Raw genomic sequence first — 26,386 nt, forward strand, 5'->3', positions numbered from 1 at the left:
ACCCCGAGCGGGGTGGCCGCCCTCCGGCGTGCTCGGACCGCGGGGCAGAAGCGCCCTGCGGAAGGCGAAGCGGCTGGAGTCCGCGGGCACCCGCGTCGAGGGCGAATGCATCAGCCACTACTGGCCGAGCGGCGGCTACGTGGGCGCGGTCTGCGCGGTCTGCACGTACCACCGCGCGATGTGGGCGGCGGCGGTGACGGGGCTGCTCTTCACGCTGTGACGGCGCCGCCGCACCGCGCGGTGGCTACGGCACGCCCAGTTCGAAGATGACGTAGTGGGCGTACCAGCCGGAGGCGATCGAGGCCGTGGTGAAGAAGACGATCAGGCTCGGGAGCTTCAGGCGGCTCAGGGCCGCGGCCGGAGCGAGGAGCAGGGGGAAGGCGGGGAGCAGGTAGCGCATCGTGTTGCCGAACATCTGCTGGGTGCCCAGGACCGTGACGATCGTCGCCAGGGTGTACGCGACCAGGACCAGCGGGGGCTTCCTGCGCAGCATCAGCGCGACGAGGAAGGGCAGCGCCAGGACCAGCTGGAGGGAAAGCAGGTCCGGGGTGGAGAAGGCGAAGGGGTAGTCGCCGCGGCCCACCGCGAGGTTGCGCAGCACGTCCCAGGTGTAGGCGCCGTAGTCGAAGAAGTGCGCCCAGCCCTCGCGCTGGAGGGTGAAGTAGGCGGTGGCCTCGCCGGTGCTGTAACCGACCCAGGCGATGTAGGAGAGCAGGCCGAGCGGCGCGACGAGCATGGCGTACACCGGGCCGCGCACGCCGTGCTCGCGCCGGGACGCGGGACGGGCCAGCGTCACCAGCGCGGCGAGCCCCACGGCGCCTATGAGGACGGCGGAGGTGGGCCGGTTCAGGCCCGCGGTGAAGGCCAGCAGGCCGGCCGCCACCCAGCGGCCCTTCATGACGGCGTAGCAGGTCCAGGCGGCGAGGGCGACGAACAGGGACTCGGAGTACACCGCCCACTCGACGCCCGCGCCGGGCGCCACCGCCCACAGCCCGGCCGCGATCGTGCCCGCCCGGGCTCCCGCGAGCAGCGAGATCACGGCGTAGATCCCGGCCGCGGCGACGAACGAGGTGAGGACGGAGACCAGGATCCCGGAGCCGTACAGGCCGAGGCCGGTGGTCTCCGAGACCATGCGGATGAGGGCCGGGTAGAGCGGGAAGAACGCGACCGAGTTCTGCTGGACCGTGAACAGGCCGTCGCCGCCGAGCCGCACCAGGGAAGGGCTGTACCCGTGCTCGGCGACCTGGAGGTACCACCAGCCGTCCCAGGTGCCCAGCACGTCCCACCAGTGGGCGCCGCCGCCGAAGCGCGGGTTCTTCCCCCGGAAGTCCCCGGCGTACGTCAGGAGGGAGGCGAAGACCCCGAGGCCGACGAGTTTGGTGACGCCGTACAGCACCAAGGGGGCGAGGTAGGGTCGCGCGCCGGCCGGGAGGGCGGGGAGCCGGCTCCGCCAGGTGCGTGCCCCGGCCTCGCCGGGCGGCCGTCCGCCGCTGCCGGCCGGCCCGTCGGTCACCGTGTCATCGGCAGCCGTGTCCATGGCTGTCATCCCCCTCGGGCCACCCTCAACCGTCAATTGCTGCCATAAGATCGCACAAGAGTCGCACATCTGTACTCAAGGTCATGCGGAGGGAGGCGCGGTGCCCGAGGGACGGGACGCGGAGCGGCACGAACCGGTCGTGCTGTCGGTCGTCATTCCGATGTTCAACGAGGAGGACGTCCTGCCCGCGCTGGTCACCAGGTTGCGTCCGGTCCTGACGGAGCTGGGCGTCCCCCACGAGGTCGTCGCCGTCGACGACGGCAGCGGCGACCGCACGGCGGAGCTGCTCGACGCCTTCCGGCTGGGCTGGCCGGAGCTGCGCGTGGTCGCCCTGCGGCGCAACTCCGGCCACCAGGCGGCGCTCACGGCCGGGCTCGACCGGGCCCGCGGCGCGTACGTGGTCAGCCTGGACGCCGACCTCCAGGACCCGCCGGAGAAGATCCCCGACATGCTCGCGCTGGCCCGCGCGGAGGGCCTCGACATCGTCTACGGCGTGCGCGCCGACCGCAGCAGCGACTCCGGGTTCAAGCGGTGGACGGCGGGCGTCTACTACCGGCTCATGCGGCGCCTGGCCGGACCCTCGGTCCCCGCCCAGGCGGGGGACTTCCGGCTGCTGAGCCGGGCCGCCGTGGAGGCGCTCAAGGCGCTGCCGGACCAGCAGCGGGTGTACCGCCTGCTGGTGCCCTGGCTGGGCTTCCCGAGCGGGCAGGTGACGTACGAGCGCGCGCCGCGTACGGCGGGCCGCACGAAGTACCCGCTGGGCCGGATGATCCGGCTGGCGGTCGACAGCGTCACCGGCTTCTCCGCGGCCCCGCTGCGCATCGCCACCTGGCTGGGCGGCGGGGCCTTCGTGGTCTGCCTGGGGCTGCTGGTCTACACGCTGACCGCGTTCGCCCTGGGCCGCACGGTGCCCGGCTGGACCTCGCTCTTCACCGGCATCGTGTTCATCGGCGCCGTGCAGCTGGTCTGCGTGGGCCTGCTCGGCGAGTACGTCGGGCGCATATACACGGCTGTGCAGAACCGGCCGACGTACTTCGTCCGCCACGACACGGCTGCCGGCGCCGGCGTGGACGAGGACGCCGGCGAGGACGAGGACGAGGACGCGCCGAGCGTCCCGATGCCGCGGGCCTGAGGCGGGCGCCTGTCGATCAGGGCAAAGTGGGGTGAACCGGGCGTGGAGGCCGGTGTCGCCCATTTGTTTTGACCGCAGCGAATGCGCTAGGTACGCTCAGACCTTGTGCCTGGGGTGTGCCCTGGCCCTCGTGCGTGTCTACAGCCGCACCAGGGCCGTGTGTGGCCACCGCAATTCGCGTCTCCTTCCGCCTCGCGGCGGGAGTTCGCGGCTTCGACACACCCGACCGCGTGGGTCGGTGACGTTCCAGGTTAGCTTCACCATTCGGCACACAGAAACCGGAGAAGTAGTGCCTACGATCCAGCAGCTGGTCCGCAAGGGCCGGCAGGACAAGGTCGAGAAGAACAAGACGCCCGCACTCGAGGGTTCCCCTCAGCGTCGTGGCGTCTGCACGCGTGTGTTCACGACCACCCCGAAGAAGCCGAACTCGGCCCTGCGTAAGGTCGCGCGTGTGCGTCTGACCAGTGGGATCGAGGTCACCGCTTACATTCCGGGTGAGGGGCACAACCTGCAGGAGCACTCGATCGTGCTCGTGCGCGGCGGCCGTGTGAAGGACCTGCCGGGTGTTCGCTACAAGATCATCCGCGGCTCCCTCGACACCCAGGGTGTCAAGAACCGCAAGCAGGCCCGCAGCCGCTACGGCGCCAAGAAGGAGAAGTAAGAATGCCTCGTAAGGGCCCCGCCCCGAAGCGCCCGGTCATCATCGACCCGGTCTACGGTTCTCCTCTGGTGACCTCCCTGATCAACAAGGTGCTGCTGAACGGCAAGCGCTCCACCGCCGAGCGCATCGTCTACGGCGCCATGGAGGGCCTGCGCGAGAAGACCGGCAACGACCCGGTCATCACGCTCAAGCGCGCTCTCGAGAACATCAAGCCGACCCTCGAGGTCAAGTCCCGCCGTGTCGGTGGTGCGACGTACCAGGTGCCGATCGAGGTCAAGCCCGGTCGCGCCAACACCCTCGCGCTGCGCTGGCTGGTCGGTTACTCCCGCGCCCGCCGCGAGAAGACCATGACCGAGCGTCTGCTCAACGAGCTCCTCGACGCCTCCAACGGCCTGGGTGCCGCTGTGAAGAAGCGCGAGGACACGCACAAGATGGCCGAGTCCAACAAGGCCTTCGCGCACTACCGCTGGTAGTCGCTACCCACATCGAGACCGAGAGAAGACTGAAGCCTTATGGCTACCACTTCACTTGACCTGGCCAAGGTCCGCAACATCGGGATCATGGCCCACATCGACGCGGGCAAGACGACCACCACCGAGCGGATCCTGTTCTACACGGGCGTGTCGTACAAGATCGGTGAGGTCCACGACGGCGCCGCCACGATGGACTGGATGGAGCAGGAGCAGGAGCGTGGCATCACGATCACGTCTGCTGCGACCACCTGTCACTGGCCGCTCGAGGACAACGACTACACGATCAACATCATCGACACCCCCGGGCACGTCGACTTCACCGTTGAGGTGGAGCGCTCCCTGCGTGTGCTCGACGGTGCCGTGACCGTGTTCGACGGTGTCGCCGGTGTCGAGCCGCAGTCCGAGACGGTGTGGCGTCAGGCCGACCGTTACGGCGTGCCGCGTATCTGCTTCGTCAACAAGCTGGACCGTACCGGCGCCGAGTTCCACCGCTGCGTGGAGATGATCTCGGACCGCCTGGGCGCCCAGCCGCTGGTCATGCAGCTCCCGATCGGTGCCGAGGCCGACTTCAAGGGCGTCGTGGACCTGGTCCGCATGAAGGCGCTCGTGTGGTCCGCCGAGGCCGCCAAGGGCGAGATGTACGACACCGTCGACATCCCGGCCACGCACACCGAGGCCGCCGAGGAGTGGCGCGGCAAGCTGGTCGAGGCCGTCGCGGAGAACGACGAAGAGGTCATGGAGCTGTTCCTGGAGGGCCAGGAGCCCACCGAGGAGCAGCTGTACGCCGCGATCCGTCGCATCACCATCGCCTCCGGCAAGTCCAGCGACACCACGGTCACCCCGGTGTTCTGCGGCACCGCGTTCAAGAACAAGGGCGTCCAGCCCCTGCTCGACGCGGTCGTGCGCTACCTGCCGACCCCCCTCGACGTCGAGGCCATCGAGGGCCACGACGTCAAGGACCCCGAGGTCGTCGTCAAGCGCAAGCCGTCGGAGGACGAGCCGCTCGCCGCGCTCGCCTTTAAGATCATGAGCGACCCGCACCTCGGCAAGCTCACCTTCGTCCGGGTGTACTCCGGCCGCCTGGAGTCCGGCACCGCGGTGCTGAACTCGGTCAAGGGCCGCAAGGAGCGCATCGGCAAGATCTACCGCATGCACGCCAACAAGCGTGAGGAGATCGAGTCGGTGGGCGCCGGTGACATCGTCGCCGTCATGGGCCTCAAGCAGACCACCACCGGTGAGACGCTGTCCGACGACAAGAACCCGGTCATCCTGGAGTCCATGGACTTCCCGGCGCCGGTCATCCAGGTCGCCATCGAGCCCAAGTCGAAGGGCGACCAGGAGAAGCTCGGCGTCGCGATCCAGCGCCTGGCCGAGGAGGACCCGTCCTTCCAGGTCCACACCAACGAGGAGACCGGCCAGACCATCATCGGTGGTATGGGCGAGCTGCACCTCGAGGTGCTGGTCGACCGCATGCGCCGCGAGTTCAAGGTCGAGGCCAACGTCGGCAAGCCGCAGGTCGCCTACCGTGAGACGATCCGCAAGGCCGTCGAGCGCGTGGACTACACCCACAAGAAGCAGACCGGTGGTACCGGTCAGTTCGCCAAGGTGCAGATCGCGATCGAGCCGATCGAGGGCGGCGACGCCTCGTACGAGTTCGTGAACAAGGTGACCGGTGGCCGCATCCCGAAGGAGTACATCCCTTCGGTGGACGCCGGTGCGCAGGAGGCCATGCAGTTCGGCATCCTGGCCGGCTACGAGATGACGGGCGTCCGCGTCACGCTCATCGACGGTGGCTACCACGAGGTCGACTCCTCCGAGCTCGCCTTCAAGATCGCCGGTTCGCAGGCCTTCAAGGAGGCCGCGCGCAAGGCTTCGCCCGTGCTCCTGGAGCCGATGATGGCCGTCGAGGTCACCACGCCCGAGGACTACATGGGCGACGTCATCGGCGACATCAACTCCCGCCGTGGCCAGATCCAGGCCATGGAGGAGCGGATGGGTGCCCGCGTCGTGAAGGGCCTCGTGCCGCTGTCGGAGATGTTCGGCTACGTCGGAGACCTCCGCAGCAAGACGTCGGGTCGCGCAAGCTACTCGATGCAGTTCGACTCCTACGCCGAGGTTCCCCGGAACGTCGCCGAGGAGATCATCGCGAAGGCCAAGGGCGAGTAACGGGCTACTCCGTTTAACGGACCCCGTTCTCACGCTTTAGGCTTGACCCCGGAGCCTGCATGGGGCATTCCGCCGTGAACCCGACGGAATGCCCCCGGCACCCGGGCTTTCCAGCAAAGATCACCTGGCGCCGATGAGTAAGGCGTACAGAACCACTCCACAGGAGGACCCCAGTGGCGAAGGCGAAGTTCGAGCGGACTAAGCCGCACGTCAACATCGGCACCATCGGTCACATCGACCACGGTAAGACGACCCTCACGGCCGCCATTACCAAGGTGCTGCACGACGCGTACCCGGACCTGAACGAGGCCTCGGCCTTCGACCAGATCGACAAGGCTCCCGAGGAGCGCCAGCGCGGTATCACCATCTCGATCGCGCACGTCGAGTACCAGACGGAGACCCGTCACTACGCCCACGTCGACTGCCCCGGTCACGCGGACTACATCAAGAACATGATCACGGGTGCCGCGCAGATGGACGGCGCGATCCTCGTGGTCGCCGCCACCGACGGCCCGATGCCGCAGACCAAGGAGCACGTGCTCCTGGCCCGCCAGGTCGGCGTTCCGTACATCGTCGTCGCGCTGAACAAGGCCGACATGGTGGACGACGAGGAGATCCTGGAGCTCGTCGAGCTCGAGGTGCGTGAGCTCCTCTCCGAGTACGAGTTCCCGGGCGACGAGCTGCCGGTCGTCAAGGTCTCCGCTCTGAAGGCCCTCGAGGGCGACAAGGAGTGGGGCAACTCGGTCCTCGAGCTCATGAAGGCCGTGGACGAGGCCATCCCGGAGCCCGAGCGCGACGTCGACAAGCCGTTCCTGATGCCGATCGAGGACGTCTTCACCATCACCGGTCGCGGTACGGTCGTCACCGGCCGCATCGAGCGTGGTGTCCTCAAGGTCAACGAGACCGTCGACATCATCGGCATCAAGCAGGAGAAGACCACCACCACGGTCACCGGCATCGAGATGTTCCGGAAGCTCCTCGACGAGGGCCAGGCCGGTGAGAACGTCGGTCTGCTGCTTCGCGGCATCAAGCGTGAGGACGTCGAGCGCGGCCAGGTCATCATCAAGCCGGGCTCGGTCACCCCGCACACCGAGTTCGAGGCCCAGGCCTACATCCTGTCGAAGGACGAGGGTGGCCGTCACACCCCCTTCTTCAACAACTACCGTCCGCAGTTCTACTTCCGTACGACGGACGTGACCGGCGTCGTGACCCTCCCCGAGGGCACCGAGATGGTCATGCCGGGTGACAACACCGAGATGAAGGTGGAGCTCATCCAGCCCGTCGCCATGGAAGAGGGCCTGAAGTTCGCCATCCGCGAGGGTGGCCGGACCGTGGGCGCCGGCCAGGTCACCAAGATCAACAAGTAAGCTCCGCTTGCTTGTCGGTCGACCAGACCTGACATGGGCTGATGCCTGAAAGGGCCCGTACGACTTCGGTCGTACGGGCCCTTTCGCATGGCCGGGGCCGGAGCGCGTCAACTGCCGTCGGCGGGGTGGTGAGAATCCTGAGACGTTGGAGACCGGTTCACGCGGGCCATCGCGGTGGCGTCGCTTGCCGCGGCGTTCGTGGGTGGCAAGGGCGGATGCGGTGGAGGGCGGCGGGGACGACCGAGGCGGTGGTCGCGAGTGCCGTGCAGGCGGCTGCGGTGGTGCCGATGGCGGCCCACGGCAGTACCGGTGCGGCGGGTACCGAGAGCAGGCTCAGCGCGGCCCACATGCCGGCCAGGTTGAGCCCGGCGACCGTCAGGCCCAGCAGGGTGCCGACCGCGGCGACCGTGAGGGACTCGGCGGCGAGCAGGCGGAGGACCTGGCCGCCGGTGGCTCCGGCGAGGCGCAGTGCCGTGAGGTCGCGGACCCGGTCGGAGGCGGCCATCAGCATCGTGTTGACCACGGAGATCCCGGTGTAGAGCAGGGCGATGCCGAGGACCAGCAGGAGGCCGAGCCGGGTCGTGCCGTTGGTCCGCGGGTGGGTGGCCGCGATCCACTCGTCCCTGGTCGACACCTGTCCGCCGGCCGGTCCCACCGTTTGCCGCAGCCGGTCCGCCACCGCGTCGGCGTCGGCGCCGTCCGCGAGGGCGACGTCCACCCGGTCGACCGGGGCGCGGGGGGCGTTGGCGGGGGTGACGTAGACCCCGTTGCCGCCGGTGCCGGTGTGCATGACCGCGGCGATGCGCAGCGTCCGCTCCGTGCCGTCCCCGAGCCACACCCGCACGTCGCGGCCGACCGTGTGCTCCGCCCACTCCTCGTTCACGATGATCGAGCGGTCGTCCAGGTCGGTCGCCCTCCCGGCCGCGAGCGGCAGCCGCGTGGTCGCGGTGAGCGCCTGTGGGCCGGCGACGGCACGGGCGTCGGAGCCGACGAGTGCCACGTCGTCCTCCAGGACGTACACCGCGCTCGACGCGGACGGTGAGACGAGGGTCCCGGGGATCGCGCGCAGCCGTTCCAGGGTCCCGGCGTCGAAGCCCTGGCCGCCCTCGCCCGGCGCGGTGATCACGAAGGCGGCCAGGGTCCGCTCACGCGCCTCGGCGGCCTTCGCCCCGTTCAGCGTCGCGGTGGCGCCGAGCAGCGAGCCCGCGAGCGCGACGGTGACCAGGACGGGGGCGGCGACGGCCGCGGTACGGCGGACCCCGGCGGCCGCGTTCTCCCGCACCAGCATGCCCGTGGCGCCCGGCAACCGCGCCGGGAGCCAGGCGAGCACCCGGGTCAGCGGGCGCACCGCGACCGGCGTGAGCAGGGCCACCGCCGTGATCAGCAGCATGGGGCGGCTCACGTACGTCTTGCGGTGCAGCAGGTCGCCGGGGTCGCCGGCGAGGGAGGCGCCCAGCGTCACCAGCGCGGTCAGCAGCAGCGCCGTGCCGAGCAGCCACCGCCCCCGGGTCATCGGTCCGGCGTCGACGAAGGCTTCGCGCAGTGCCTCCACGGGGCCGGTCCGTCCCGCTCGCCACGAGGCCGCGGCCGCACCGCACAGGGCGACGACGAGCCCCGTCCAGAAGGCCGCGTGGTACGGCCAGGTGTGGTCGCCGATGGCGAACCAGGCCGGTGCGAGGCCGCCGTCGACCACGCGTGCCGCCAGGTGCGGGGCGCCGTACCCGCCGAGCACGCAGCCGGCCGCGGACGCGAGGACGCCGACGGCGAGGGCCTCGGCCAGCACCGTCCGGCGCAGCTGCCCCGGCGTCGCCCCGGCCGTGCGCAGCAGCCCGAACTCTCGGCGCCGCTGGGCCACCGCGAAGGCGAAGGTGGACGCCACGACGAAGACCGACACGAAGGCGGCGACGCCGCCGGCCGTGCCGAACAGGGCGTTCAGGGCGGTCAGCGCCTCGTCGTCCCGGTCGGGGTCGGCGTCCGCGTACCGCCGCTCGTCCCCGGTGAGCACCCGGACGCCCGCGCTGCCGGGCACCGAGTCCCGTACGGCGTCCCGCACCGCCTCCCGTACGGCGGCCGCCCCCGCGTCGACCGCCGACTGCACGCTGACCGGCGCGAGTGCGGCCGCCCGCGCGTCGGTGAAGAAGACGGCGTCCTCGAACCCCAGGCCGGACACGGTCCCCACCACCCGCAGCGTGCCCCGGTCCGTACGCACCCGCTCGCCCGGGGCGGCCCAGCCGCCGGTGACGACGACCTCGCCGGCGGCGCGGGGCGCGCGGCCCGCGCCGATCCGGTACGGGGCGAACGCGGCGGTGGACCAGGGGTGGCCCACCAGCTCACCGGGGCCGCTCCCGCCCCGGACGCGTACCGGGAAGGACCGGTCCTCGACGACCCTGCCGAGCCGCTCCAGCCGGGCCACGACCGCGGCGGGCACGGCACGCGGCCGGGCCAGTTCCTCCGTACGCTCCCCGGCGGGCGTCGGCACCCGCAGGGTGTCCTGCCCCCGCACCACCACCGGCGCGGCGGCGAACCGCTCCGGCGCACGGTCGGGCGCGTCCAGCGAGGCGGCCAGCGCGAGCCCCGTGACGGTCAGTAGCGCCACCCCCAGCGCCAACGCGACGAAGCTCCCGACGAAAGCGGCCCAGCGGGCGCGCATGCCAGACAGGGTGGCGGTCAGCACGGGGCGGCCTCCGGCCGGGACGGGTGGGTGGTGGTGCCGGTGGGCGGTGCGGCCGGTTGGCCGGCCGGGGGCGGTGCGGGGTTCGCCGCGACGGGTGGTGGGGTGGCCGGTGCCGGTGCCGGTGCCGGTGCCGGTGCTGGTGCCGGTGCCGGTGCCGGTGCGACGGCGGCGCGGGCGGCTTGCCGGGGGCGTATGGCACGCGGGGTGGTGGTCAGCACCTGGTGGCCTTTGGCCGGGTGGTGAGGGCGGCGTGTGGTGCGGTCCTTCGGCTGCTGGGGGGTGGGGCCGGTCGGGGTCGGTGGTGGGGTGTCGGGTGTGGCGGTGGCGCGGGTGGCCTGCCGGGGGTGTATGGCACGCGGGGTGGCGGTCAGCAGCCGGTGGCCTCCGGCCGGGGCGGTGAGGGCGGCGCCCGGTGCGGTCCTTCGGCTGCCGGGGGCGGGGCGGTGGGGGCGTGTGACGGGCGGGGCGGGGGTCAGCACGGGGCGGTCTCCAGGTGGGTCATGCGGGCGGCGATGGTGTCGGGGCCCGAGCCGGTCAGTTCGTCGTGGACGCGGCCGTCGACGAGGAACAGCACGCGGTCGGCGCGGGCGGCTGCCACCGGGTCGTGGGTGACCATGACGATCGTCTGGCCGTCCGTGTCGACCATGCCGCGCAGCAGGGTCAGCACGTCCTGGCCGGTGCGCGAGTCCAGCGCCCCCGTCGGCTCGTCGGCGAACAGCACCTCCGGGCGGGTGATCAACGCCCGGGCCAGGGCGACGCGTTGCTGCTGACCGCCGGACAGCTCGGCCGGCCGGTGCCGGGCGCGGTCGGCGAGACCGACCCGGCGCAGCACCTCGCGCACCCGCCCGCGGGGAGGGCGGCGACCGGACAGCCGCAGGGGGAGTGCCACGTTCTGCTCGGCGGTCAGGGACGGCAGCAGGTTGAACGCCTGGAAGACGAAACCGACGCGCTCACGCCGCAGCAGGGTCAGCCGCCGCTCGCTCAGCCCGGTCAGCTCGGTGCCCCCGAGGACGACCGACCCCGACGTGGGCCGGTCCAGGCCGGCCGCGCACTGCAGGAGGGTCGACTTGCCCGAGCCGGAGGGGCCCATCACCGCGGTGAACGTGCCCCGGGAGAAGACGGCGGAGACGGCGTCGAGGGCCGTCACCGCGCTGTCGCCCGACCCGTACCTGCGGCTGACGGAGCGCAGCCGTACCGCGTCGTCGTTCATCGTGTCCCCCTCGTTCGGGGCCGGACCTCGGTGCCCGGCTCGCTGACGGGGTCCACGAAACCGCTCGCGGTCACCCCGGCGCAGTGCGGCAGGGGCGAGAGCCGGGGTAGGGCAGGCCATACCCGCGAGGCGCCCACTGGACCGATGGCCCCGCCCCACGCGCGGGTCCTACGGTGATCCGCATGCACCCCCGAAACGTGTGGCAGGCCCTGTCCGCCCGCGGCTACCTGCGCTCGGCCTGGCCCTGGCGCGCGGTCGCTTACCTGGTGACCGGGGCGGTGGCCGGTGCCCTGGTCCTGGTGGGGACGGTGGCCGCCCTCACCCTCGCGGGCGCACTCGCCGTCGTCCTGGTGGGCCTGCCGCTGCTGGTGCTCACCGCCCTGGTCGGCATCCCCGTGGCCCGCATGGAACGGCACCGGCTGCGCCTGGTCGACCGCGCCGCCGTGCCCGCCCGGCCGGTACGGCAGCCGCCCGCCACCGGCCCCTGGCCCTGGCTGCTCACCCGGCTGCGCGAGCGGGCGACCTGGCGGGAGCTGGGCCACGCGCTGCTGTTCGCCCTGCTGCTGTGGCCGCTGGACGCCCTGGTCGTCGCCCTCGCCCTGGCGGCGCCCCTCCATCTCGCCGCCACCCCCCTGCTGATGGCCACGGCCGGCGGGGGCGAGGAGGCGAAGATCCTCAAGCAGTGGACGGTCACCACCTGGCCGGCCGCGTCCGGCGTCGCGCTGCTCGGGCTGCTGCTCCTCGCCCTCGGCGGCTACGCGCTGGGCCTTGCCGCGGGCGCGCGCGGCGAGCTGGCCCGCGTGCTCGTGCGCGCCCCGCGCGAGGGCGACCCGGAGGCCAGGGTCGTCGAACTCACCCGCTCCCGCGTGCGGTTGGTGGACGCCTTCGAGGCCGAGCGGCGCCGGATCGAACGCGACCTGCACGACGGCGCCCAACAGCGCCTCGTCGCCCTCACGATGGCCCTCGGCCTGGCCCGCCTGGACGCCCCGCCCGGCCCGCTGGCCGACCAGCTCGCCAAGGCGCACGGCGAGGCGGGCAAGGCCCTGGAGGAACTGCGGGAACTCATCCACGGCATCCACCCCAAGGTGCTCGCCGACTACGGCCTGCCCGCGGCCGTCGCCGACGCCGCCGACCGCTCCGCCGTCCCCGTCGACGTCGCCCTGGAACTGCCCGGACGGCTGCCCCAGGCGGTCGAGGCCGCCGCCTACTTCGTGGTCTGCGAGGCCCTCGCCAACATCGGCAGGCACAGCGGCGCCGCCCGCGCGGAGGTGACCGGCGGCCACCGCGACGGACGGCTCGTGCTGCGCGTCCGCGACGACGGCCGGGGCGGGGCCGACGCCGCGGCGGGCAGCGGGCTGACCGGGCTCGCCGACCGGGTGTCGGTCCTCGATGGCAGACTCTCCCTGTCCAGCCCGCCGGGCGGGCCGACCCTGCTGAGCGTGGAGATTCCTTGCGATCCGTACGGCCCCTGCGATCCCTGCGCGTAGTACTGGCCGAGGACAGCGTGCTGCTGCGGGACGGCCTGACCGGCCTGCTGGCCCGCTTCGGTCACGAGGTCGTGGCGGCCGTCGGCGACGCGGAGGCCCTCGTCGCGGCCGTGACGGAGCACGCCCCGGACATCGTCGTCACCGACGTGCGCATGCCGCCCGGCTTCCAGGACGAGGGCCTGCACGCGGCCGTGCGCCTGCGCGAGGAGCGGCCCGCCCTGCCCGTCCTCGTCCTCAGCCAGTACGTGCAACGGGCCTACGCGGCCGAGTTGCTGGATTCCGGCGACGGCACCGGCGTCGGCTACCTGCTCAAGGACCGCGTCGGCCAGGTCGAGGAGTTCGTCGACGCGCTGGCCGAGGTCGCGGCCGGCGGCACGGTCGTCGACCCGGAGGTGGTACGCCAGTTGCTGCGCCGCCGCCGGGACCCGCTGGAGCGGCTGAGCCCGCGCGAGCGCGAGGTGCTCGCCCTGATCGCGGAGGGCCGGTCCAACGCGGCCATCGCCCGCGAACTCGTCGTCTCCGAGGCGGCCGTGGGCAAGCACATCGGCAGCATCCTCACCAAGCTCGACCTGCCCCCGGCGACCGAGACCCACCGCAGGGTACTGGCGGTGCTGACGTATCTGCGGGCCTGACGCGGATCGCCGGTCGGTCCGGCCACAGGCGTACGGAATCAATCACGAGTCCCGCACGGAACGGCACGTGCCCCGCACGCGACGGCAGAATGGATCACCGCGAGCGCTCGCCCGCACCGAGTCAGAAAGTGAGCCCGTGAGTTCCGTCCCGCCCCCCGACCGCTCCGACGACGAACCGGCCCCCGCGATCTCCGACGAGGAGTTGGCGACGTTCCTGCGGGAGGCGGCCGAGGGCGAGGGCGTCCCGGCGCCCAAGGAGCCGTCGGCGCGGGCGCGGATGGTGGCGGCCCGGCTGCGGGACCAGGCGGAGCCGACGCCCTGGCGTGCCCCGCAGCACAGCCCGAGGGGCACCGGCCGCACCCGTCGGCGCGGGTGGGGCGCGGGCGCCGTCGTCCTGGTGCTGGCGGCGCTCGCGCTGGTCGCCGTACGGCCCTCCCTGGTCCTGGACCGGCTGCCCGGCGGGGACGACGCCTCCGCGCGGCCGGCCTCCGCGGCCGAGACGGCGCGGCCGACCGGCGCTCCCGGGGAAGCGGCCGGGTCGGCCACGCGCGAGCACCCCTTCCGCGGCTCGCCCGCCGAGCGGTGGGCCGAGGGCGCCGACGCCATCGAGCCGCCGCGGGCGAAGGCGCTGTCCGGCCTGGGCGAGGACGACGTGGCGTTCGCGCTGCGCCGTACCAAGGAACTCCTGGTCGCCGCCAACCTCGACCCCGCCGTACTGCGCGGGGAACGGCCGGACGAGGCGCTGGCCGTCCTGGACCCCAAGCAGCCCGAGCTGCTCCCGAAGCTGCGCCGCTCACTGAGCGACCCGGACGAGGACCACGACCCGCTCCGCCTCTTCACCCGCTTCGACCCGACCGAGACCCGCCTGGCCGGTGACGTGGTCAAGGTCCGTGGCCGCATGACCGTGGCCGCCGGTGAACCGGGCGTGGTGAAGGTCGACGCGGACTACACCTTCGTCTACCCGCTGGTGCGGACCGGCGAGAACGACGGACCGGTCGCCCGCACCGTCATCCGCCGCGTGCTCACCCTGACCCTGAACGACCCGGCGAAGTGGAACGTGACCGAGGGCAGGCTCCTGGTGGAGAAGTACTTCTCCGAGTACGGCAACACCGACTGCGACGTCCACGACGGCTTCCTGCACCCCGGCTTCCCCGACGACGACGGTCCCGGCGGCGCGCGGCCCACCGGCCCCCCGACCGACCCCTACGACCGCAGCCGCCCCCTCACCGGCTCCGGATCGGAGGGCTGCGGCCAGGTCACCCGCACCTGACACGGACGTGACCGGGCCCGGGCGCTCTCCCTCACGCACGCCCGGACCCGTCCCCCGTTGTCCCCTGTGGGGGTCAGTGGGGCGTCACACCCGCTGCCAGAGCGCGGGAACGTTCGGCGGCTCCCAGCCCGCGTAGGCCTGGTGGCCCTGCAGGCAGCGGTAGGTCGCGCCGCCCTACGTCACCGTGTCGCCCGGCTGGTAGACGGTGCCGGCCGCCCAGGTGCCGCCGGGCTCCTCGCCGCCGTCGCCGCCGCCGGTGGTCTTGAGCGTGAGCCCGTAGTTCTGGAGCAGCGCGTTGATCGGCTGGAAGAAGGTCTCGCCGCCGGAGCGGCAGTCGCCCGAACCGCCCGAGGTGACGCCCTGCGCCTGGCTGCCGGAGATGTAGGAGCCGCCCGAGTCACCGGGCTCCGCGCAGACGGTGGTCTTGGTGACCGGGGAGATGGTGCCTTCCTGGTAGGTGACGCTGGTGTTCAGCTGCGTGATGGTGCCGCAGTGCCAGCCGGTCGTCGAGCCGGAGCGGCACACGGAGGCGCCGACCGTCGCCGCCGTGGAACCGGTGACCTGGACGTTCTGCCCACCGGCGCCCAGGACGTACGGGGTCGCCGTCCAGCTGGAGTTGGTGGCCACCCACGCCATGTCGCGCCCCGGGAAGACCGAGCCCTGGAAGGTGCCCTGGGCCACCCGGTTGGCGCCCGTGGTGCCGGCGCCGGCCCGGCCGCAGTGGCCGGCGGTGGCGAAGCCCTGCTGGGTGCCCTTGGTGACGGGGAAGCCGATCGAGCAGCGGCTGCTGTTGTCGATGTAGTACGCCTCGCCGCCGCGCAGGTCGTAGAAGGTGCGGGGCCGCTCGGTGCGGGACTCGACGCGGGCGAGGGAACGGTCCACACCGGCCGCCGCCAGCAGCGAACGTGCCGCGGCCGGACGTATCGCCTCGACGACGACGCTGTTGTCGCGCGTGTCCACGTACCAGACGGGCGCGTCGGCGGTGTTCAGGCCGGCCGCCGCCTTGTCCAGGCGGGCCTTGGCCGCGTCCAGGTCGGCGAGCGAGTGGCGTACGACCTCGGCCTCGGCGCCGCGCGCCTCGATCGCGGCGACGTCGCCCGCGTCGGTCGTCGCCACGGTCAGGGTGCCGGACTCGGCACCGCGCACCCAGGCGCCCGCGAAGTCGCCGCCGAGCGCGGCCCGCAGCCGGCCCGCCGTGGCCCCGGCCTCGGCCTCGTTGACGAGGCGGCGCTCCGCCTGCTGACGGTCGAGGCCGAGGTCCCGCTGCATGGCCTTGAGGAGAGCGGGGGGCGCGGCGTCGGTGCGCAGGGTCTCGGCCGCGGTGGGGGCGGAGTCGGCGGGTGCCGTCCCGGCGCTCGCGGAGCCGCTGAGCCCGGCCACGAGCAGGGCCGCGGTCGCGGCGACGGCGGCACCCACGGCTCTGTGGTGTCGGTGTCGGTGGGACATGGGGGATCTCCTCGGTCTCGGTGGGGAGGTGCCGAAACCGTAGGGAGGGACGACCGGCCGGCATAAGAGGTCAGCCGTCCCTCTCCCCGGCGTTATGGAAGGCCGCGAGGGCGGTCGGGGGGGAGCGGGGGAGAAGGCGTCAGGGAACCCGGTGGGCCGACATCCACTCCGTGTAGCTGTCGCTGTTCGCCGCCACGCCGGCGTGCGCCATGCGGGCCTGCGCGAGCACGGCGGCGGCGGTGTCCTGCCGCTGCGTCGCCGCGTGCCAGCCGAGCAGGTGCCGCCAGGTCAGCGGGGTGTCGGCCAGCGGCCGGGTCACGATCTGGGGCGTGGTCGGGAAGGTCGCCCGGCACAGCCCGACCGCCCGCCCCACCTGCACCAGGTGCACGAGGGACGCGGTGTCCGTCTCGTACATGCGGCGCGGGGTGAAGCCCGCGCGGGCGCACGAGGCGGTGAAGCAGTCGCCGAAGCAGCCGTCGCCGGGAACGCAGGCCCACTCCTCGTCGGCCAGCTCGGTCAGGCCCACCTCCGCGCGGTGGGCGAGCGGGTGGCCGTCGGTCATCATGACGAACACCGGGTCGACGGCGACCTCCCGCCACACCAGCCCCTCGCCCGCGGGCGGCGGCGCGGTGCCGCAGGTCCCGGCGAGCGCGAAGTCCAACCGGCCCTCGGAGAGCTGTCCGGCCAGCTCCCGCTCGGACCAGGAGGTGCAGGTCGTCATCCGGGCGTCGGGCGCCACACCGGCCAGCCGGTCGAGGAGGGCGCCCAGCAAGGGCCCGTGGGTGCCGCCGATCCGCAGCCGCTCGGCCGTGCGCGGTGCGCGGGCGAACCGGGCCGCCTCCTGCTGCAGCTCGGTCACCGCGGGCAGCACGATCCGGCTCCGTTCCAGCACCAGTTCGCCCAGCGCGGTGGCCCGCACCCCGTGCCGCCCGCGTACGAACAGTGCGCCGCCCAGGGCCCGTTCGATCCGCTTGAGCTGTGCGCTCAGCGCGGGCTGCGCGAGACCGAGAGCCGTCGCCGCCCTGGTGAGGCTGCCGGCGTCGGCGATGGCCCGGACCGTCTTGAGATGCCGCAACTCCAGCTCCATGAGGGGAGCTTGCGACGCGGGGAGGACGGGGGCAAGAGGTTGGTACGGACCTGTGGAGGAAACTTCAAGCACTCGCGTCGCCGTTCGCGGCGAGCAGCTCCCGCGTCCGGCGCAGCAGCGCTTCCCGCACGGAGTCCGGCGCCAGGACGCGCAACGGCGTGGCGAGGCTGAACAGATACCGGGCCAGCCCCTCCGCGCTCGACCCGCCGATCTCGACGACCGTGGCGTCCGGCCCGTCGGCCCGGTGCAGCCCGACCGTGGCGGGAACGGACCGCAGCGCCTGCTCCATGGGCACCGGCAGGCGGACGGTGGCCAGCAGCGCGTACGGCCCGGTCGCGCTCGCGCGGGACACGAGGAGCGCCGGATCGGGCGGCGGGTCGGTGAACTCGACGGCCCGCCCCGTCGGTTGCAGCCGCTCGACCCGGTCCGCCCGGAAGGTCCGCCACTCGCCCCGCTCGACGTCGAGCGCCACGAAGTACCAGCGCCGCCCGGTGTGCACGAGCCGGTACGGGTCGACATCCCGCACACTGCTCCGCCCTCCCCAGTCCCGGTACGCCATCCGGGCCCGCTCGCCCCGCCGGCACGCGGCCGCCAGCTCCAGCAGCATCCCCGCCGCGACCTGCGGCTCTCCGGCCCTCGGCGTCTGCACGAACGCGGCGTCCATGTCCCCGAGCCGGTCGCCCAGCCGCTTGGGCAGCACCTGCCGCAGCTTCAGCAGCGCCGACAGCGCCGCCTGGTCCCCGCCGAGCGCCCCGCTCAGCGCGGCCTCCCGCAGCCCGACGGCCACGGCGAGGGCTTCCTCGTCGTCCAGGATCAACGGCGGCGTACGCGTCCCCGGCCGCAGCCGGTACCCGCCCCAGGGCCCCGGGTCGGAGTCGACGGTGTACCCCAGCTCTCGCAGCCGCGCCACGTCCCGCCGCACCGTCCGCTCCGTGACCTCCATCCGCTCGGCCAGCTCACCGCAGGTCCAGGCGGGACGGACGGCGAGCAGGGAGACCAGCCGCAGCAGCCGGGCGGAAGTACTGAGCACGGTTTGGAAGTCTGCCACGGTCGACCGACATGACCAGGACCGAACCTGTCCTGGTCACGTCCTACGGTCTCTCCCATGACGACAACGCAGCACACCTCGGCACCGGCCTTCCGCTACTCGGCCGTCACCTTCGACTGCTCCGACCCCGCCGCACTGGCCCGCTTCTGGGGCGAGGCCCTCGACCTCCCCGTGGCCTTCAACACGGACGACTTCTACCTCCTCGGCGGCAAGGACGGCGCGCCCGGCCTCGGCTTCTGCCGCCTCCCCGACTACCGCCCGCCGACCTGGCCGGGCACCGACCAGGAGAAGCAGGCCCACATCGACGTCGGCGTCGACGACCTGGACGCGGGGGAGGCCCGCCTGCTCGCCCTGGGCGCGACCAAGCCGGAGTTCCAGCCGTCGCCGGACCGCTGGCGCGTGCTGCTGGACCCGGCGGGTCATCCGTTCTGTGTTTCCACGGTGGCCTGAGGGCGGGGTTTCCACTCCTCCGCCGCTCTGACCAGTTCGTCGGCCTTGGCGAAAGCCTCGTCCGATGTCCTCCCGGGAGTGCACTGGCCAGGTCAGTCGCCCGGACGGCAGGGGCGTGAGAATGCAGGCACGGCGCTGAGGGTCCTGTTCACGGTTGGGACGAGCGGGCTGACGGGGTGGGACGCCTGGGCTCTCGGCAGTCGCGGCAGTGGGTCTCGGAGTCCGGGGCCCGGAAGCCGCGGTCGCAGCCCTCGCAGTTCTGGAGTGGCTGGCGCGGCGGCGGCATGGCGGCCGACGGCGTACGGAACGGGGGCGGCGGTGGCAGTCGGTCGGTGAGGCGGTGGGCCAGCAGGGCGGCGGGGCGGCGCAGGGGCTCGTCCGGGAGGCCGGCGGTCAGGGCGTGCCGTACGGCGCCGGGACCGACGTCCCGCTCCAGCCAGGCTGCGACCCCTGGGACCAGGTGGGCCGTCTCCGTCGCGGAGAGCAGCAGACGGGCGTCGTGTCGCCGCAGGTCGGCCAGGAGGTCGAGGGCCGTCTGGAGGAGGGCCGGGGCCTTGCTGCCGGGCTGCGGTACGGCGGGGAGCGCCTTGGGTCCCGTACGGCGGGGCGACGGAGGCGTGCGCTTCGCGGGCGGGCAGCCCGTGTCGGCTGCTTCGCGCCGGTGACGCGGCTGGTTGCAGGAGACGGTGCGGGTGACGATCCGGCCGGTCTCGGTGCGGTGGCGCTCGCGGCGCAGGTAGCCGTGGGCCTCCAGCTCGCGCAGGGCGGCGGCGATACGGGTCGGCCCCTCCGGGAAGCGGGCGGCGAGCGACTTGATGTCGGCGCCCGCGCCGGTGGGCAGCGACTGGAGGTCGCAGCTGAGGCCGATCGCCAGGAGCGACAGCTCCTTGTGCTGGACCAGGTGGTTGCCGATCACCACGAAGCGGGTGGTGTGGCGGGTGTTGTCGTGGACGATGCCGCCAGCGTGACGACGCGTACGGGTCGGATCGGCGGCGGGGGCTGACTGGGCGCGCGGGGGCGCGCTAGGGTTTTGGGTATCCATCGGGAAGTTCCTAGGGTTTGCTTCCTTGGTGGTTAGGCCCTCGCTCCGGGATGCCAGTCCCAGCGGGGGCCGAAGTCTTTTTCGGTTGTTTCGGATGTTCTTGCTTGCGCTGAGAGTAGGGGAGTTGGGGGACCGGAAATCCAACTCAGCCGGTGATGTTCACCCGCCCGAGTGATGACGCGCCTCGGGCGGGAGGGGTGGGGCTTGGTGGGGGTCATTTCCCCCGGTTTTTTCTTTTGTAGGGCACCGGCGGCGCCGGAACCTCAGAACGTGGGTTCCGGCGGCGTACAGCGCAGTTCGGCCCAGACCGTCTTGCGCGGAAAGCGGCCCTCCGTCACCCCCCAGCGGCTCGCCAGCGCCTCCACCAGCAGCAGGCCACGGCCGGATTCGGCCTCGGGGGAGGGCGGCTGGGGGTGGGGAAGCTCCTGGCCTCTGGTGTCGGTCACCTCGATGCGGAGGGTGTCGCCGACGACGTAGAGCGTGAGCCGGAAATCGCGGCCCGGGACGCGTCCGTGGGCGCTCGCATTGTTGGCCAGCTCGGCGACGAGGAGCCGTGCAGGATCCAGGGGCAGCCCCCAGGAGCGGAGCTGCTCGGTCGCGAGCAGGCGGGCGAGGCGGGCACCGCGTGGCGTGGGAGACAGCTGCACGCTGAAGTTGCGGACGGACGCCGGGAGTTCGGCGGATTTCTGATTCACGTCACTCAGCGTGGCGGCGTGTGCGTACCGTGAAAAGTGACTCAGCGGGTACGTGCCGTGACTGTCCGGTGGTTGTCCATCGCTGTCGGGGCTGTCGGCACACGCCGTACGGGTAGGGCGCTGGGGGCAACACGGCGAGTACGACGAAGGGGTGCGGGATGACGGTGGAGACGGACGAGTCGGGGTGGGAAGTCGACCCGGACGACGAGTGGGGCGTCGCGGTCATCACCACGGTGGGACGGCAGTTGAGGCTTCGTCGCGAGGCCGCGGGGATGCGCGCCGGCGAGTTCGGAGTGGCGGTCGGGTACGGGGAGGACCTCGTCTACAAGGTCGAGGGCGGCAGGCGGATCCCCCGGCAGGAGTACCTGGACAGGGCCGACGAGGTGTTGGGGGCCGGTGGGCTCATCTCGGCCGCCTGGGAGGACGTGAAGAAGGTCCGGTACCCGAAGAAGGTGCGGGAGCTGGGGAAGTTGGAGGGCAACGCGGTCGAGATCGGTATCTACGAGTGCAACAGCGTCCATGGGCTGTTGCAGACACCGGAGCATGCCCGCGCGCTCATGGAAGCGGCCCAGCCGTCGTACTCCGCAGACGACGTACAGCGCATGGTGGCTGCCCGTATGGCTCGGCAGTCGGTCTTCGAACGCGATCCGGCGCCGTCGATCCACTTCGTCCTGGAAGAGGCACCGTTGCGACGGCCGGTTGGCGGCACAATGGTGAGGCAGCAGCAGCTCGAACGCCTGTTGGAGGTGGGATCGTTGAACCACGTCTCGCTTCAGGTGATGCCGACGAACACGGAAGCCCACCCGGGTGTGGACGGCAAGATCGAGCTGCTGAAGTTCCCGGATGGCACGGCAGTGGGACGTAGCGATGGTGCGTTCAACGGTCGGCCGACTGCTGAGCCCAGGGAGCTGCGCATCCTTGAGCTGCGGTATGGCACCATCCGGGCGCAGGCTCTCCCACCGAGAGAGTCACGTGCCTTCATCGAAAAACTGCTGGGAGAAACATGATCCGCGAGACCGAACTGGTCTGGTTCAAGAGCAGCTACAGCAGCGGTACGGACGGCAACTCCTGCGTCGAGCTGGCCGTCACCCCCGGCACCGTCCACGTCCGTGACTCCAAGACCACCGACACCGACGGCCCCCGCCTCGCCCTCACCCCTGCCGCCTGGGCGAGCTTCCTGCCGTACGCGTCGCAGCGCTGACCTCCTGCGTTCCGACGACCGCCAGCAACTCCAGCAGCCCCGCGCTGTCGGTCCCGACGGCCGGGGTGAACCACAGGAGCCGCTGGCGGCCGTCCTCGCTGAAGAGGTTGAGGCAGTTGACCTCGATCAGGCCGATCACCGGGTGGACCAGCCGTTTCCGGTCGTCGCGCCGGAAGGCCACCTCGTGGTCGGCCCACAGGGAGGCGAACTCGGGGGAGACGCCGAGCAGCGTGCGGATCATCGAGCCGACCTCCGCGTCCTTCGCGTCCCGCCGGGCGGCGGCGGCCCGTAGATCGGCGACGAAGGCGCGGGACTGGCTCTCGTGGTCGGCCTCGGGATACAGCAGCCGGGCCTCCGGCTCGGTGAACCACCGGTGCACGAAGCTGGCACGGGGCCCCCGGTAACCGGACTGGTCCCCGAGCAGCGCCACCGCCAGCGGATTCTGTACGAGGGTGACGTGCAGGTCGGTGATCACCTGCGCCGGGGTCGAGGCCATCCGCTCCAGCAGGTCCAGCATGCCGGGGTGCACGTGCGAGGCGGGCCCGCCCTGCACGGGCACCGGCCGGTCGGCGAGCCGGTACAGGTAGTCCCGCTCGTCGGCGGACAGCCGCAGCGCACGCGCCAGCGCGGCGATCATCTGCTCGGACGGCTGGGACCCGGCGCCGCGCTCCAGCTCGTTGTAGTAGTCCACGGACGCCCCGGCGAGCTGGGCCACCTCCTCGCGGCGCAGCCCCGGCACCCGGCGGCGCGGCCCGGCCGGGAGTCCGACGTCGGCGGGACGGATGCGCTCCCGCCGCGACCGCAGGAACGCTCCCAGCTCGGCGTACTTCACAGCGCTCATGCGGTCCATTCTGCGCGGGGCCGGGCCGGTGACCCAGGGGATGGCATCCCCTGGCTGCGCCGCCCGGCCGGGCGCATCGTGGACGCATGACCACGAACACGAACCAGAACACAGTGACGGACGCCCGCGTGGCGATCGTCACCGGCGGATCGCGCGGCATCGGCCGTGCGGTCGCGCAGAAGCTCGCCGAGGACGGCCTGGCCGTCGTCGTGAACTACGCCCACGGCGCCGAGGCCGCCGACGAGGCGGTGGCCGCGATCACCGGGGCCGGCGGACGCGCCGTCGCCGTACAGGCCGACGTGGCGGAGGAGAAGGAGGTCGGCGCGCTGTTCGACCGGGCGGAGGAGGAGTTCGGCGGCGTCGACGTGGTCGTGAACGCGGCCGGGCGGATGACGCTGTCGCCGATCGCCGACCTGGACCTGGCCGCGCTCGACGCCATGCACCGCACCAACATCCGCGGCACCTTCGTCGTCGCCCAGCAGGCGGCGCGGCGGCTGCGTGCCGGTGGCGCCTTCATCGGGTTCTCGACGTCCGTCGTCGGGACGCAGTTCCCCACGTACGGCGGCTACGCGGCGAGCAAGGGCGCCGTGGAGGCGATGACGATGATCCTGGCGCGCGAGCTGCGCGGGCGGGACATCACCGTGAACACGGTCGCCCCCGGCCCGACGGCCACCGACCTCTTCCTCGACGGCAAGACGCCCGAGCAGATCGACCGGCTCGCGAAGACCCCGCCCCTGGAGCGGCTGGGCACCCCGGAGGACATCGCCGCCGTGGTCGCCTTCCTCGGCAGCCCCGCCGGGCACTGGGTGAACGGCCAGATCCTGCGCGCCAACGGAGGGATGATCTGACATGCCTTTCGCCCACTTCAAGGTCCCCGCGGGCACTCTCTCGGCGGAGGACAAGAAGAAGATCGTCGAACGCACCACCGACCTCTACGCGGAGATCTACGGAGAGCGCGCCCGCCCGACTACGGTCGTCCTCGTCGACGAGGTCCCGGACGGCGGCTGGGGCGTCGCGGGCAACGTCCTGACCGCCGAGATGCTCAACGGCGACACGTAGCCGTCGTAACCCGTGGCCCGTAGCCCGTGGCCCGTAGCCGCCGACGGGCCGGGAGGCCTTCGTCTCATCCAGTGATCGGGTGCTGGCCACGAGGTTTACATGCGCGTAACACTTAAGTGTCCCGCGCGCGGCAACGGCGCCGAGCGCCTCCCACCGGTCGCTGCACGCGACCGGTGCCCGCCGTGCCAGAAAGGGCCCCTGTGACGACGCGAAGCGAGACGCAGACCACTCTCGACCACCTCCTCACGGAGATCGAGCACCGCAATCCGGCCCAGCCGGAGTTCCACCAGGCCGCGCACGAGGTCCTGGAAACGCTCGCCCCGGTCGTCGCGGCCCGCCCCGAGTACGCCGAGCCGGGCCTCATCGAGCGGCTGGTCGAGCCGGAGCGCCAGGTGATCTTCCGGGTGCCGTGGCAGGACGACCAGGGCCGCGTCCGCGTCAACCGGGGCTTCCGCGTCGAGTTCAACAGCGCGCTGGGCCCGTACAAGGGCGGCCTGCGCTTCCACCCGTCGGTGAACCTGGGCGTCATCAAGTTCCTGGGCTTCGAGCAGATCTTCAAGAACGCGCTGACCGGCCTCGGCATCGGCGGCGGCAAGGGCGGCAGCGACTTCGACCCGCACGGGCGCAGCGACGCCGAGGTCATGCGGTTCTGCCAGTCCTTCATGACGGAGCTGTACCGGCACATCGGCGAGCACACCGACGTCCCGGCCGGGGACATCGGCGTCGGCGGCCGGGAGATCGGCTACCTCTTCGGCCAGTACCGCCGGATCACCAACCGCTGGGAGTCCGGCGTCCTCACCGGCAAGGGCCAGGGCTGGGGCGGCTCGCTGATCCGCCCGGAGGCGACGGGCTACGGCAACGTCCTCTTCGCGGCGGCGATGCTGCGCGAGCGCGGCGAGGACCTGGAGGGCCAGACCGCGATCGTCTCGGGCTCCGGCAACGTGGCGATCTACACCATCGAGAAGCTGACCGCCCTCGGCGCCAACGCCATCACCTGCTCGGACTCCTCCGGCTACGTCGTCGACGAGAAGGGCATCGACCTCGACCTGCTCAAGCAGATCAAGGAGGTCGAGCGGGGCCGCGTCGACGCGTACGCGGAGCGCCGGGGCGCCTCGGCCAGTTTCGTCCCCGGCGGCCGCGTCTGGGAGGTCCCGGCGGACCTCGCCCTCCCGTCGGCCACGCAGAACGAACTGGACGAGAACGACGCCGCGGCCCTGATCCGCAACGGCGTCAAGGCGGTCTCCGAGGGCGCGAACATGCCGACGACCCCGGAGGCCGTCCACCTGCTCCAGCAGGCCGGCGTCGCCTTCGGCCCCGGCAAGGCGGCCAACGCGGGCGGTGTCGCGGTCAGCGCCCTGGAGATGGCGCAGAACCACGCCCGTACCTCGTGGACGGCGGCGCGCGTCGAGGAGGAGCTGGCGGACATCATGACCAGCATCCACACCACCTGCCACGAGACCGCCGAGCGCTACGACGCCCCCGGCGACTACGTCACCGGCGCGAACATCGCCGGCTTCGAGCGGGTGGCCGACGCGATGCTGGCGCAGGGCGTCATCTGACGGAACCCGCCCGCCGAATAATTCCTGCGAAATGGGCGCCCGTAAATCTGTATCCGCGGGGAGAGGGTTTGACGGAACGCGCCGCCAGTTTCCTTGCAGCGCCGAACTCGGGGAAATTGATCGGCGCGTATCGGGCGCTTCGACGTGCTACTGTCGTTATCAGTTGCAGTTGTGGTTCCCGAATTTTTGACACCGGTCTTTTTCCGGTCGGGGTGATCAACGCGGCGACACGGCGTCCGTACAGTGCGGGCGCCGGTGCACTGCCCCGAAGGAGAAATGACATGGCTACTGGCACCGTGAAGTGGTTCAACGCGGAAAAGGGTTTCGGCTTCATCGAGCAGGACGGTGGCGGCGCTGACGTGTTCGCCCACTACTCGAACATCGCCGCCCAGGGCTTCCGCGAGCTGCTCGAAGGCCAGAAGGTGAACTTCGACATCGCGCAGGGCCAGAAGGGCCCGACGGCCGAGAACATCGTCCTCGCCTGACGCACTTGCAGCTGGGGCCCGCATCCTTCGGGGTGCGGGCCCCAGCTGCATCCCTGAAATCTCTGGAATCCGTGAATTCCCGTGAAATTCCGGGAATTCACGTACGCGGATTCCCGTGCCTGGAACCGTCCTGACCGGAAAGCCGGCCATCTCTGCCCATCTCTGCAGGAGGCACTTCTTGACGCTGCTCCAGACGCACCCCCGCTCGACGAGTACCACTCCCGCGCACAGGACGGTCGCCGACGCCGTGGACGCGGCCGGACCGCAGGTCTGGGGCGACATGACCGTAGAGGTGGCGCTGTCCGTCATGGCCGCCGCCCGCACGGGTCACCTGGTCGTCTGTGACGAGGACGGCCAGTACACCGCCCTGGTCACCCGTGCCCGGCTGACCGCCGTACGGAACGGCTCCGCGTACACGGACCGGGTCCGCCTGCGCGACATCGCCGCCGACGGTGCCGGCCCCTTCGCCTCGCCCCTCAGTGGTCGGAGTAGCTGAAGTCACCCACCGTCCAGGCGGTGACGTCCTCGATCGCCACGCGGTACATCCCGCCCGTCTCCGGGATCCCCATCGTGCCCTGGAGGATCCGGGCGACATGGAAGTGCAGGTGCGTGGGCGCCCCCTCCCGCTCGGCCGGGGCATCGAATACGGCGGAGAAGTCGCTGAGGTCCGCGGAGTCGGTCAGCACTTCCGACACCCGCTTCCTCCACACGGACTCGGGGGCCAGGCGACCGGTGATGACAGCACCGTGGGTGACCACGGTCAAGGACATCCGACTGCTCTGCGCGGACTCCACACGGGCAGCGATGTCAATGATCAGCTCGTCAGGCTTCGACATGGAAACGGATTTTATCCGCAGGCCCGCC

26 protein-coding genes and 2 pseudogenes are annotated in these 26,386 nt (G+C 72.0%); 17 read left to right on the top strand and 11 right to left on the bottom strand.

Features of this window, described 5'->3' with window-relative positions; translation table 11 throughout:
- Positions 1–28 precede the first annotated feature (28 nt).
- Positions 29–220: a hypothetical protein gene (locus ACZ6IM_RS24510; RefSeq protein ID WP_469559048.1), complete on the top strand. Its 192-nt coding sequence runs from the start codon at positions 29–31 to the stop codon at positions 218–220.
- A gap of 24 nt (positions 221–244) precedes the next feature.
- Here ACZ6IM_RS24510 and ACZ6IM_RS24515 read toward each other — a convergent pair whose 3' ends face one another.
- Positions 245–1,537, bottom strand: coding sequence for a hypothetical protein (locus tag ACZ6IM_RS24515; protein WP_469559051.1), 1,293 nt, complete (start codon positions 1,535–1,537; stop codon positions 245–247).
- A 100-nt stretch (positions 1,538–1,637) separates the two neighbouring features.
- On the opposite strand from ACZ6IM_RS24515, the gene ACZ6IM_RS24520 reads away from it, so the two are divergent.
- The 5 genes from ACZ6IM_RS24520 to tuf all read left to right on the top strand — a co-directional run bounded on the left by ACZ6IM_RS24520 (position 1,638) and on the right by tuf (position 7,336).
- A complete protein-coding gene (locus ACZ6IM_RS24520) occupies positions 1,638–2,669 on the top strand; it encodes a glycosyltransferase family 2 protein (protein ID WP_469559054.1) in 1,032 nt (343 codons plus the stop codon).
- 289 nt (positions 2,670–2,958) lie between these two features.
- Positions 2,959–3,330 (top strand): 30S ribosomal protein S12, encoded by a 372-nt coding sequence (gene rpsL, locus ACZ6IM_RS24525; protein ID WP_003948652.1) that lies wholly within the window; start codon positions 2,959–2,961, stop codon positions 3,328–3,330.
- Between the two features lie 2 nt (positions 3,331–3,332).
- The gene (gene rpsG / locus ACZ6IM_RS24530) at positions 3,333–3,803 is read left to right on the top strand and encodes a 30S ribosomal protein S7 (protein ID WP_003974303.1); all 471 of its coding nucleotides are present in this window, start codon (positions 3,333–3,335) and stop codon (positions 3,801–3,803) included.
- Between the two features lie 39 nt (positions 3,804–3,842).
- Positions 3,843–5,969, top strand: a complete 2,127-nt coding sequence (fusA, locus tag ACZ6IM_RS24535) for an elongation factor G (protein ID WP_052839554.1) — start codon at positions 3,843–3,845, stop codon at positions 5,967–5,969.
- A gap of 173 nt (positions 5,970–6,142) precedes the next feature.
- Positions 6,143–7,336, top strand: a complete 1,194-nt coding sequence (gene tuf / locus ACZ6IM_RS24540) for an elongation factor Tu (protein WP_052839555.1) — start codon at positions 6,143–6,145, stop codon at positions 7,334–7,336.
- 157 nt (positions 7,337–7,493) lie between these two features.
- Here the strand turns inward: tuf and ACZ6IM_RS24545 are convergent, their stop codons facing one another.
- The 3 genes from ACZ6IM_RS24545 to ACZ6IM_RS24555 are packed head-to-tail and all read right to left on the bottom strand — an operon-like array spanning position 7,494 to position 11,220.
- Entirely contained in the window at positions 7,494–10,010 is a 2,517-nt protein-coding gene (locus ACZ6IM_RS24545) for an FtsX-like permease family protein (RefSeq protein ID WP_469559059.1), read from the bottom strand.
- A complete protein-coding gene (locus ACZ6IM_RS24550) occupies positions 10,004–10,489 on the bottom strand; it encodes a hypothetical protein (RefSeq protein WP_469559061.1) in 486 nt (161 codons plus the stop codon). Before ACZ6IM_RS24550 ends, ACZ6IM_RS24545 begins: the two co-directional genes overlap by 7 nt.
- The gene (locus ACZ6IM_RS24555; RefSeq protein WP_469559064.1) at positions 10,483–11,220 is read right to left on the bottom strand and encodes an ABC transporter ATP-binding protein; all 738 of its coding nucleotides are present in this window, start codon (positions 11,218–11,220) and stop codon (positions 10,483–10,485) included. Before ACZ6IM_RS24555 ends, ACZ6IM_RS24550 begins: the two co-directional genes overlap by 7 nt.
- Positions 11,221–11,402: 182 nt before the next feature.
- Here ACZ6IM_RS24555 and ACZ6IM_RS24560 point away from each other — a divergent pair, with 182 nt between their 5' ends.
- The 3 genes from ACZ6IM_RS24560 to ACZ6IM_RS24570 all read left to right on the top strand — a co-directional run bounded on the left by ACZ6IM_RS24560 (position 11,403) and on the right by ACZ6IM_RS24570 (position 14,609).
- On the top strand, positions 11,403–12,707 hold the full coding sequence (locus tag ACZ6IM_RS24560) for a sensor histidine kinase (RefSeq protein WP_052839557.1): 1,305 nt from the start codon (positions 11,403–11,405) through the stop codon (positions 12,705–12,707).
- Entirely contained in the window at positions 12,671–13,339 is a 669-nt protein-coding gene (locus tag ACZ6IM_RS24565) for a response regulator (protein ID WP_469559068.1), read from the top strand. Before ACZ6IM_RS24560 ends, ACZ6IM_RS24565 begins: the two co-directional genes overlap by 37 nt.
- 136 nt (positions 13,340–13,475) lie before the next feature.
- The gene (locus ACZ6IM_RS24570; protein ID WP_052839558.1) at positions 13,476–14,609 is read left to right on the top strand and encodes a hypothetical protein; all 1,134 of its coding nucleotides are present in this window, start codon (positions 13,476–13,478) and stop codon (positions 14,607–14,609) included.
- A gap of 84 nt (positions 14,610–14,693) precedes the next feature.
- Here ACZ6IM_RS24570 and ACZ6IM_RS24575 read toward each other — a convergent pair.
- The 3 genes and pseudogenes from ACZ6IM_RS24575 to ACZ6IM_RS24585 all read right to left on the bottom strand — a co-directional run bounded on the left by ACZ6IM_RS24575 (position 14,694) and on the right by ACZ6IM_RS24585 (position 18,172).
- A pseudogene (locus ACZ6IM_RS24575) lies at positions 14,694–16,055 on the bottom strand (alpha-lytic protease prodomain-containing protein).
- Positions 16,056–16,194: 139 nt separating this feature from the next.
- The gene (locus ACZ6IM_RS24580) at positions 16,195–17,142 is read right to left on the bottom strand and encodes a LysR family transcriptional regulator (RefSeq protein ID WP_052839560.1); all 948 of its coding nucleotides are present in this window, start codon (positions 17,140–17,142) and stop codon (positions 16,195–16,197) included.
- A gap of 64 nt (positions 17,143–17,206) precedes the next feature.
- Positions 17,207–18,172: a helix-turn-helix transcriptional regulator gene (locus ACZ6IM_RS24585; protein WP_052839603.1), complete on the bottom strand. Its 966-nt coding sequence runs from the start codon at positions 18,170–18,172 to the stop codon at positions 17,207–17,209.
- Positions 18,173–18,247: 75 nt separating this feature from the next.
- Here ACZ6IM_RS24585 and ACZ6IM_RS24590 point away from each other — a divergent pair, with 75 nt between their 5' ends.
- On the top strand, positions 18,248–18,640 hold the full coding sequence (locus ACZ6IM_RS24590) for a VOC family protein (RefSeq protein WP_052839561.1): 393 nt from the start codon (positions 18,248–18,250) through the stop codon (positions 18,638–18,640).
- 148 nt (positions 18,641–18,788) lie between these two features.
- Here ACZ6IM_RS24590 and ACZ6IM_RS24595 read toward each other — a convergent pair whose 3' ends face one another.
- Both ACZ6IM_RS24595 and ACZ6IM_RS24600 read right to left on the bottom strand, forming a co-directional pair.
- Positions 18,789–19,682 carry a helix-turn-helix domain-containing protein gene (locus ACZ6IM_RS24595; protein WP_469559073.1) on the bottom strand — a complete coding sequence of 298 codons (894 nt, stop codon included), beginning with the start codon at positions 19,680–19,682 and terminating at the stop codon, positions 18,789–18,791.
- Positions 19,683–19,945: 263 nt separating this feature from the next.
- A complete protein-coding gene (locus tag ACZ6IM_RS24600; protein WP_052839563.1) occupies positions 19,946–20,377 on the bottom strand; it encodes an ATP-binding protein in 432 nt (143 codons plus the stop codon).
- A 158-nt stretch (positions 20,378–20,535) separates the two neighbouring features.
- On the opposite strand from ACZ6IM_RS24600, the gene ACZ6IM_RS24605 reads away from it, so the two are divergent.
- A complete protein-coding gene (locus ACZ6IM_RS24605; RefSeq protein WP_052839564.1) occupies positions 20,536–21,384 on the top strand; it encodes a helix-turn-helix domain-containing protein in 849 nt (282 codons plus the stop codon).
- The gene (locus ACZ6IM_RS24610) at positions 21,381–21,578 is read left to right on the top strand and encodes a DUF397 domain-containing protein (protein ID WP_052839565.1); all 198 of its coding nucleotides are present in this window, start codon (positions 21,381–21,383) and stop codon (positions 21,576–21,578) included. Before ACZ6IM_RS24605 ends, ACZ6IM_RS24610 begins: the two co-directional genes overlap by 4 nt.
- Here ACZ6IM_RS24610 and ACZ6IM_RS24615 read toward each other — a convergent pair.
- Positions 21,529–22,428: a helix-turn-helix transcriptional regulator gene (locus tag ACZ6IM_RS24615; RefSeq protein ID WP_469559078.1), complete on the bottom strand. Its 900-nt coding sequence runs from the start codon at positions 22,426–22,428 to the stop codon at positions 21,529–21,531. The two genes, ACZ6IM_RS24610 and ACZ6IM_RS24615, sit on opposite strands and share 50 nt — an antisense overlap.
- A gap of 77 nt (positions 22,429–22,505) precedes the next feature.
- On the opposite strand from ACZ6IM_RS24615, the gene ACZ6IM_RS24620 reads away from it, so the two are divergent.
- The 5 genes and pseudogenes from ACZ6IM_RS24620 to ACZ6IM_RS24640 form a co-directional block, all read left to right on the top strand.
- Entirely contained in the window at positions 22,506–23,267 is a 762-nt protein-coding gene (locus ACZ6IM_RS24620; RefSeq protein WP_469559080.1) for an SDR family oxidoreductase, read from the top strand.
- 1 nt (position 23,268) lies between these two features.
- Entirely contained in the window at positions 23,269–23,478 is a 210-nt protein-coding gene (locus ACZ6IM_RS24625) for a 4-oxalocrotonate tautomerase family protein (protein WP_052839568.1), read from the top strand.
- Between the two features lie 200 nt (positions 23,479–23,678).
- Positions 23,679–25,037: an NADP-specific glutamate dehydrogenase gene (gdhA, locus tag ACZ6IM_RS24630; protein WP_469559083.1), complete on the top strand. Its 1,359-nt coding sequence runs from the start codon at positions 23,679–23,681 to the stop codon at positions 25,035–25,037.
- Between the two features lie 281 nt (positions 25,038–25,318).
- Positions 25,319–25,522, top strand: coding sequence for a cold-shock protein (locus ACZ6IM_RS24635; protein ID WP_003974279.1), 204 nt, complete (start codon positions 25,319–25,321; stop codon positions 25,520–25,522).
- A gap of 178 nt (positions 25,523–25,700) precedes the next feature.
- Positions 25,701–26,003: pseudogene (locus ACZ6IM_RS24640) on the top strand (CBS domain-containing protein); the annotation flags it as partial.
- On the opposite strand, the gene ACZ6IM_RS24645 reads toward ACZ6IM_RS24640, so the two are convergent.
- Positions 25,999–26,358: a hypothetical protein gene (locus ACZ6IM_RS24645; protein ID WP_052839571.1), complete on the bottom strand. Its 360-nt coding sequence runs from the start codon at positions 26,356–26,358 to the stop codon at positions 25,999–26,001. The pseudogene ACZ6IM_RS24640 and the gene ACZ6IM_RS24645 sit on opposite strands and share 5 nt — an antisense overlap.
- Positions 26,359–26,386: the final 28 nt, after the last annotated feature.

The sequence above is a fragment of the Streptomyces sp. NPDC042336 genome (genome assembly GCF_055581985.1).

Excerpts from the sequence above, each read along its gene's own strand:
- ACZ6IM_RS24515 (WP_469559051.1), bottom strand. The coding sequence starts at position 1,537 with ATGGACACGGCTGCCGATGACACGGTGACCGACGGGCCGGCCGGCAGC.
- rpsG (WP_003974303.1), top strand. The coding sequence starts at position 3,333 with ATGCCTCGTAAGGGCCCCGCCCCGAAGCGCCCGGTCATCATCGACCCG.
- fusA (WP_052839554.1), top strand. The coding sequence starts at position 3,843 with ATGGCTACCACTTCACTTGACCTGGCCAAGGTCCGCAACATCGGGATC.
- ACZ6IM_RS24555 (WP_469559064.1), bottom strand. The coding sequence starts at position 11,220 with ATGAACGACGACGCGGTACGGCTGCGCTCCGTCAGCCGCAGGTACGGG.
- ACZ6IM_RS24560 (WP_052839557.1), top strand. The coding sequence starts at position 11,403 with ATGCACCCCCGAAACGTGTGGCAGGCCCTGTCCGCCCGCGGCTACCTG.
- ACZ6IM_RS24580 (WP_052839560.1), bottom strand. The coding sequence starts at position 17,142 with ATGGAGCTGGAGTTGCGGCATCTCAAGACGGTCCGGGCCATCGCCGAC.
- ACZ6IM_RS24590 (WP_052839561.1), top strand. The coding sequence starts at position 18,248 with ATGACGACAACGCAGCACACCTCGGCACCGGCCTTCCGCTACTCGGCC.
- ACZ6IM_RS24595 (WP_469559073.1), bottom strand. The coding sequence starts at position 19,682 with ATGGATACCCAAAACCCTAGCGCGCCCCCGCGCGCCCAGTCAGCCCCC.
- ACZ6IM_RS24605 (WP_052839564.1), top strand. The coding sequence starts at position 20,536 with ATGACGGTGGAGACGGACGAGTCGGGGTGGGAAGTCGACCCGGACGAC.
- ACZ6IM_RS24610 (WP_052839565.1), top strand. The coding sequence starts at position 21,381 with ATGATCCGCGAGACCGAACTGGTCTGGTTCAAGAGCAGCTACAGCAGC.
- ACZ6IM_RS24615 (WP_469559078.1), bottom strand. The coding sequence starts at position 22,428 with ATGGACCGCATGAGCGCTGTGAAGTACGCCGAGCTGGGAGCGTTCCTG.
- ACZ6IM_RS24620 (WP_469559080.1), top strand. The coding sequence starts at position 22,506 with ATGACCACGAACACGAACCAGAACACAGTGACGGACGCCCGCGTGGCG.
- ACZ6IM_RS24625 (WP_052839568.1), top strand. The coding sequence starts at position 23,269 with ATGCCTTTCGCCCACTTCAAGGTCCCCGCGGGCACTCTCTCGGCGGAG.
- ACZ6IM_RS24635 (WP_003974279.1), top strand. The coding sequence starts at position 25,319 with ATGGCTACTGGCACCGTGAAGTGGTTCAACGCGGAAAAGGGTTTCGGC.
- ACZ6IM_RS24645 (WP_052839571.1), bottom strand. The coding sequence starts at position 26,358 with ATGTCGAAGCCTGACGAGCTGATCATTGACATCGCTGCCCGTGTGGAG.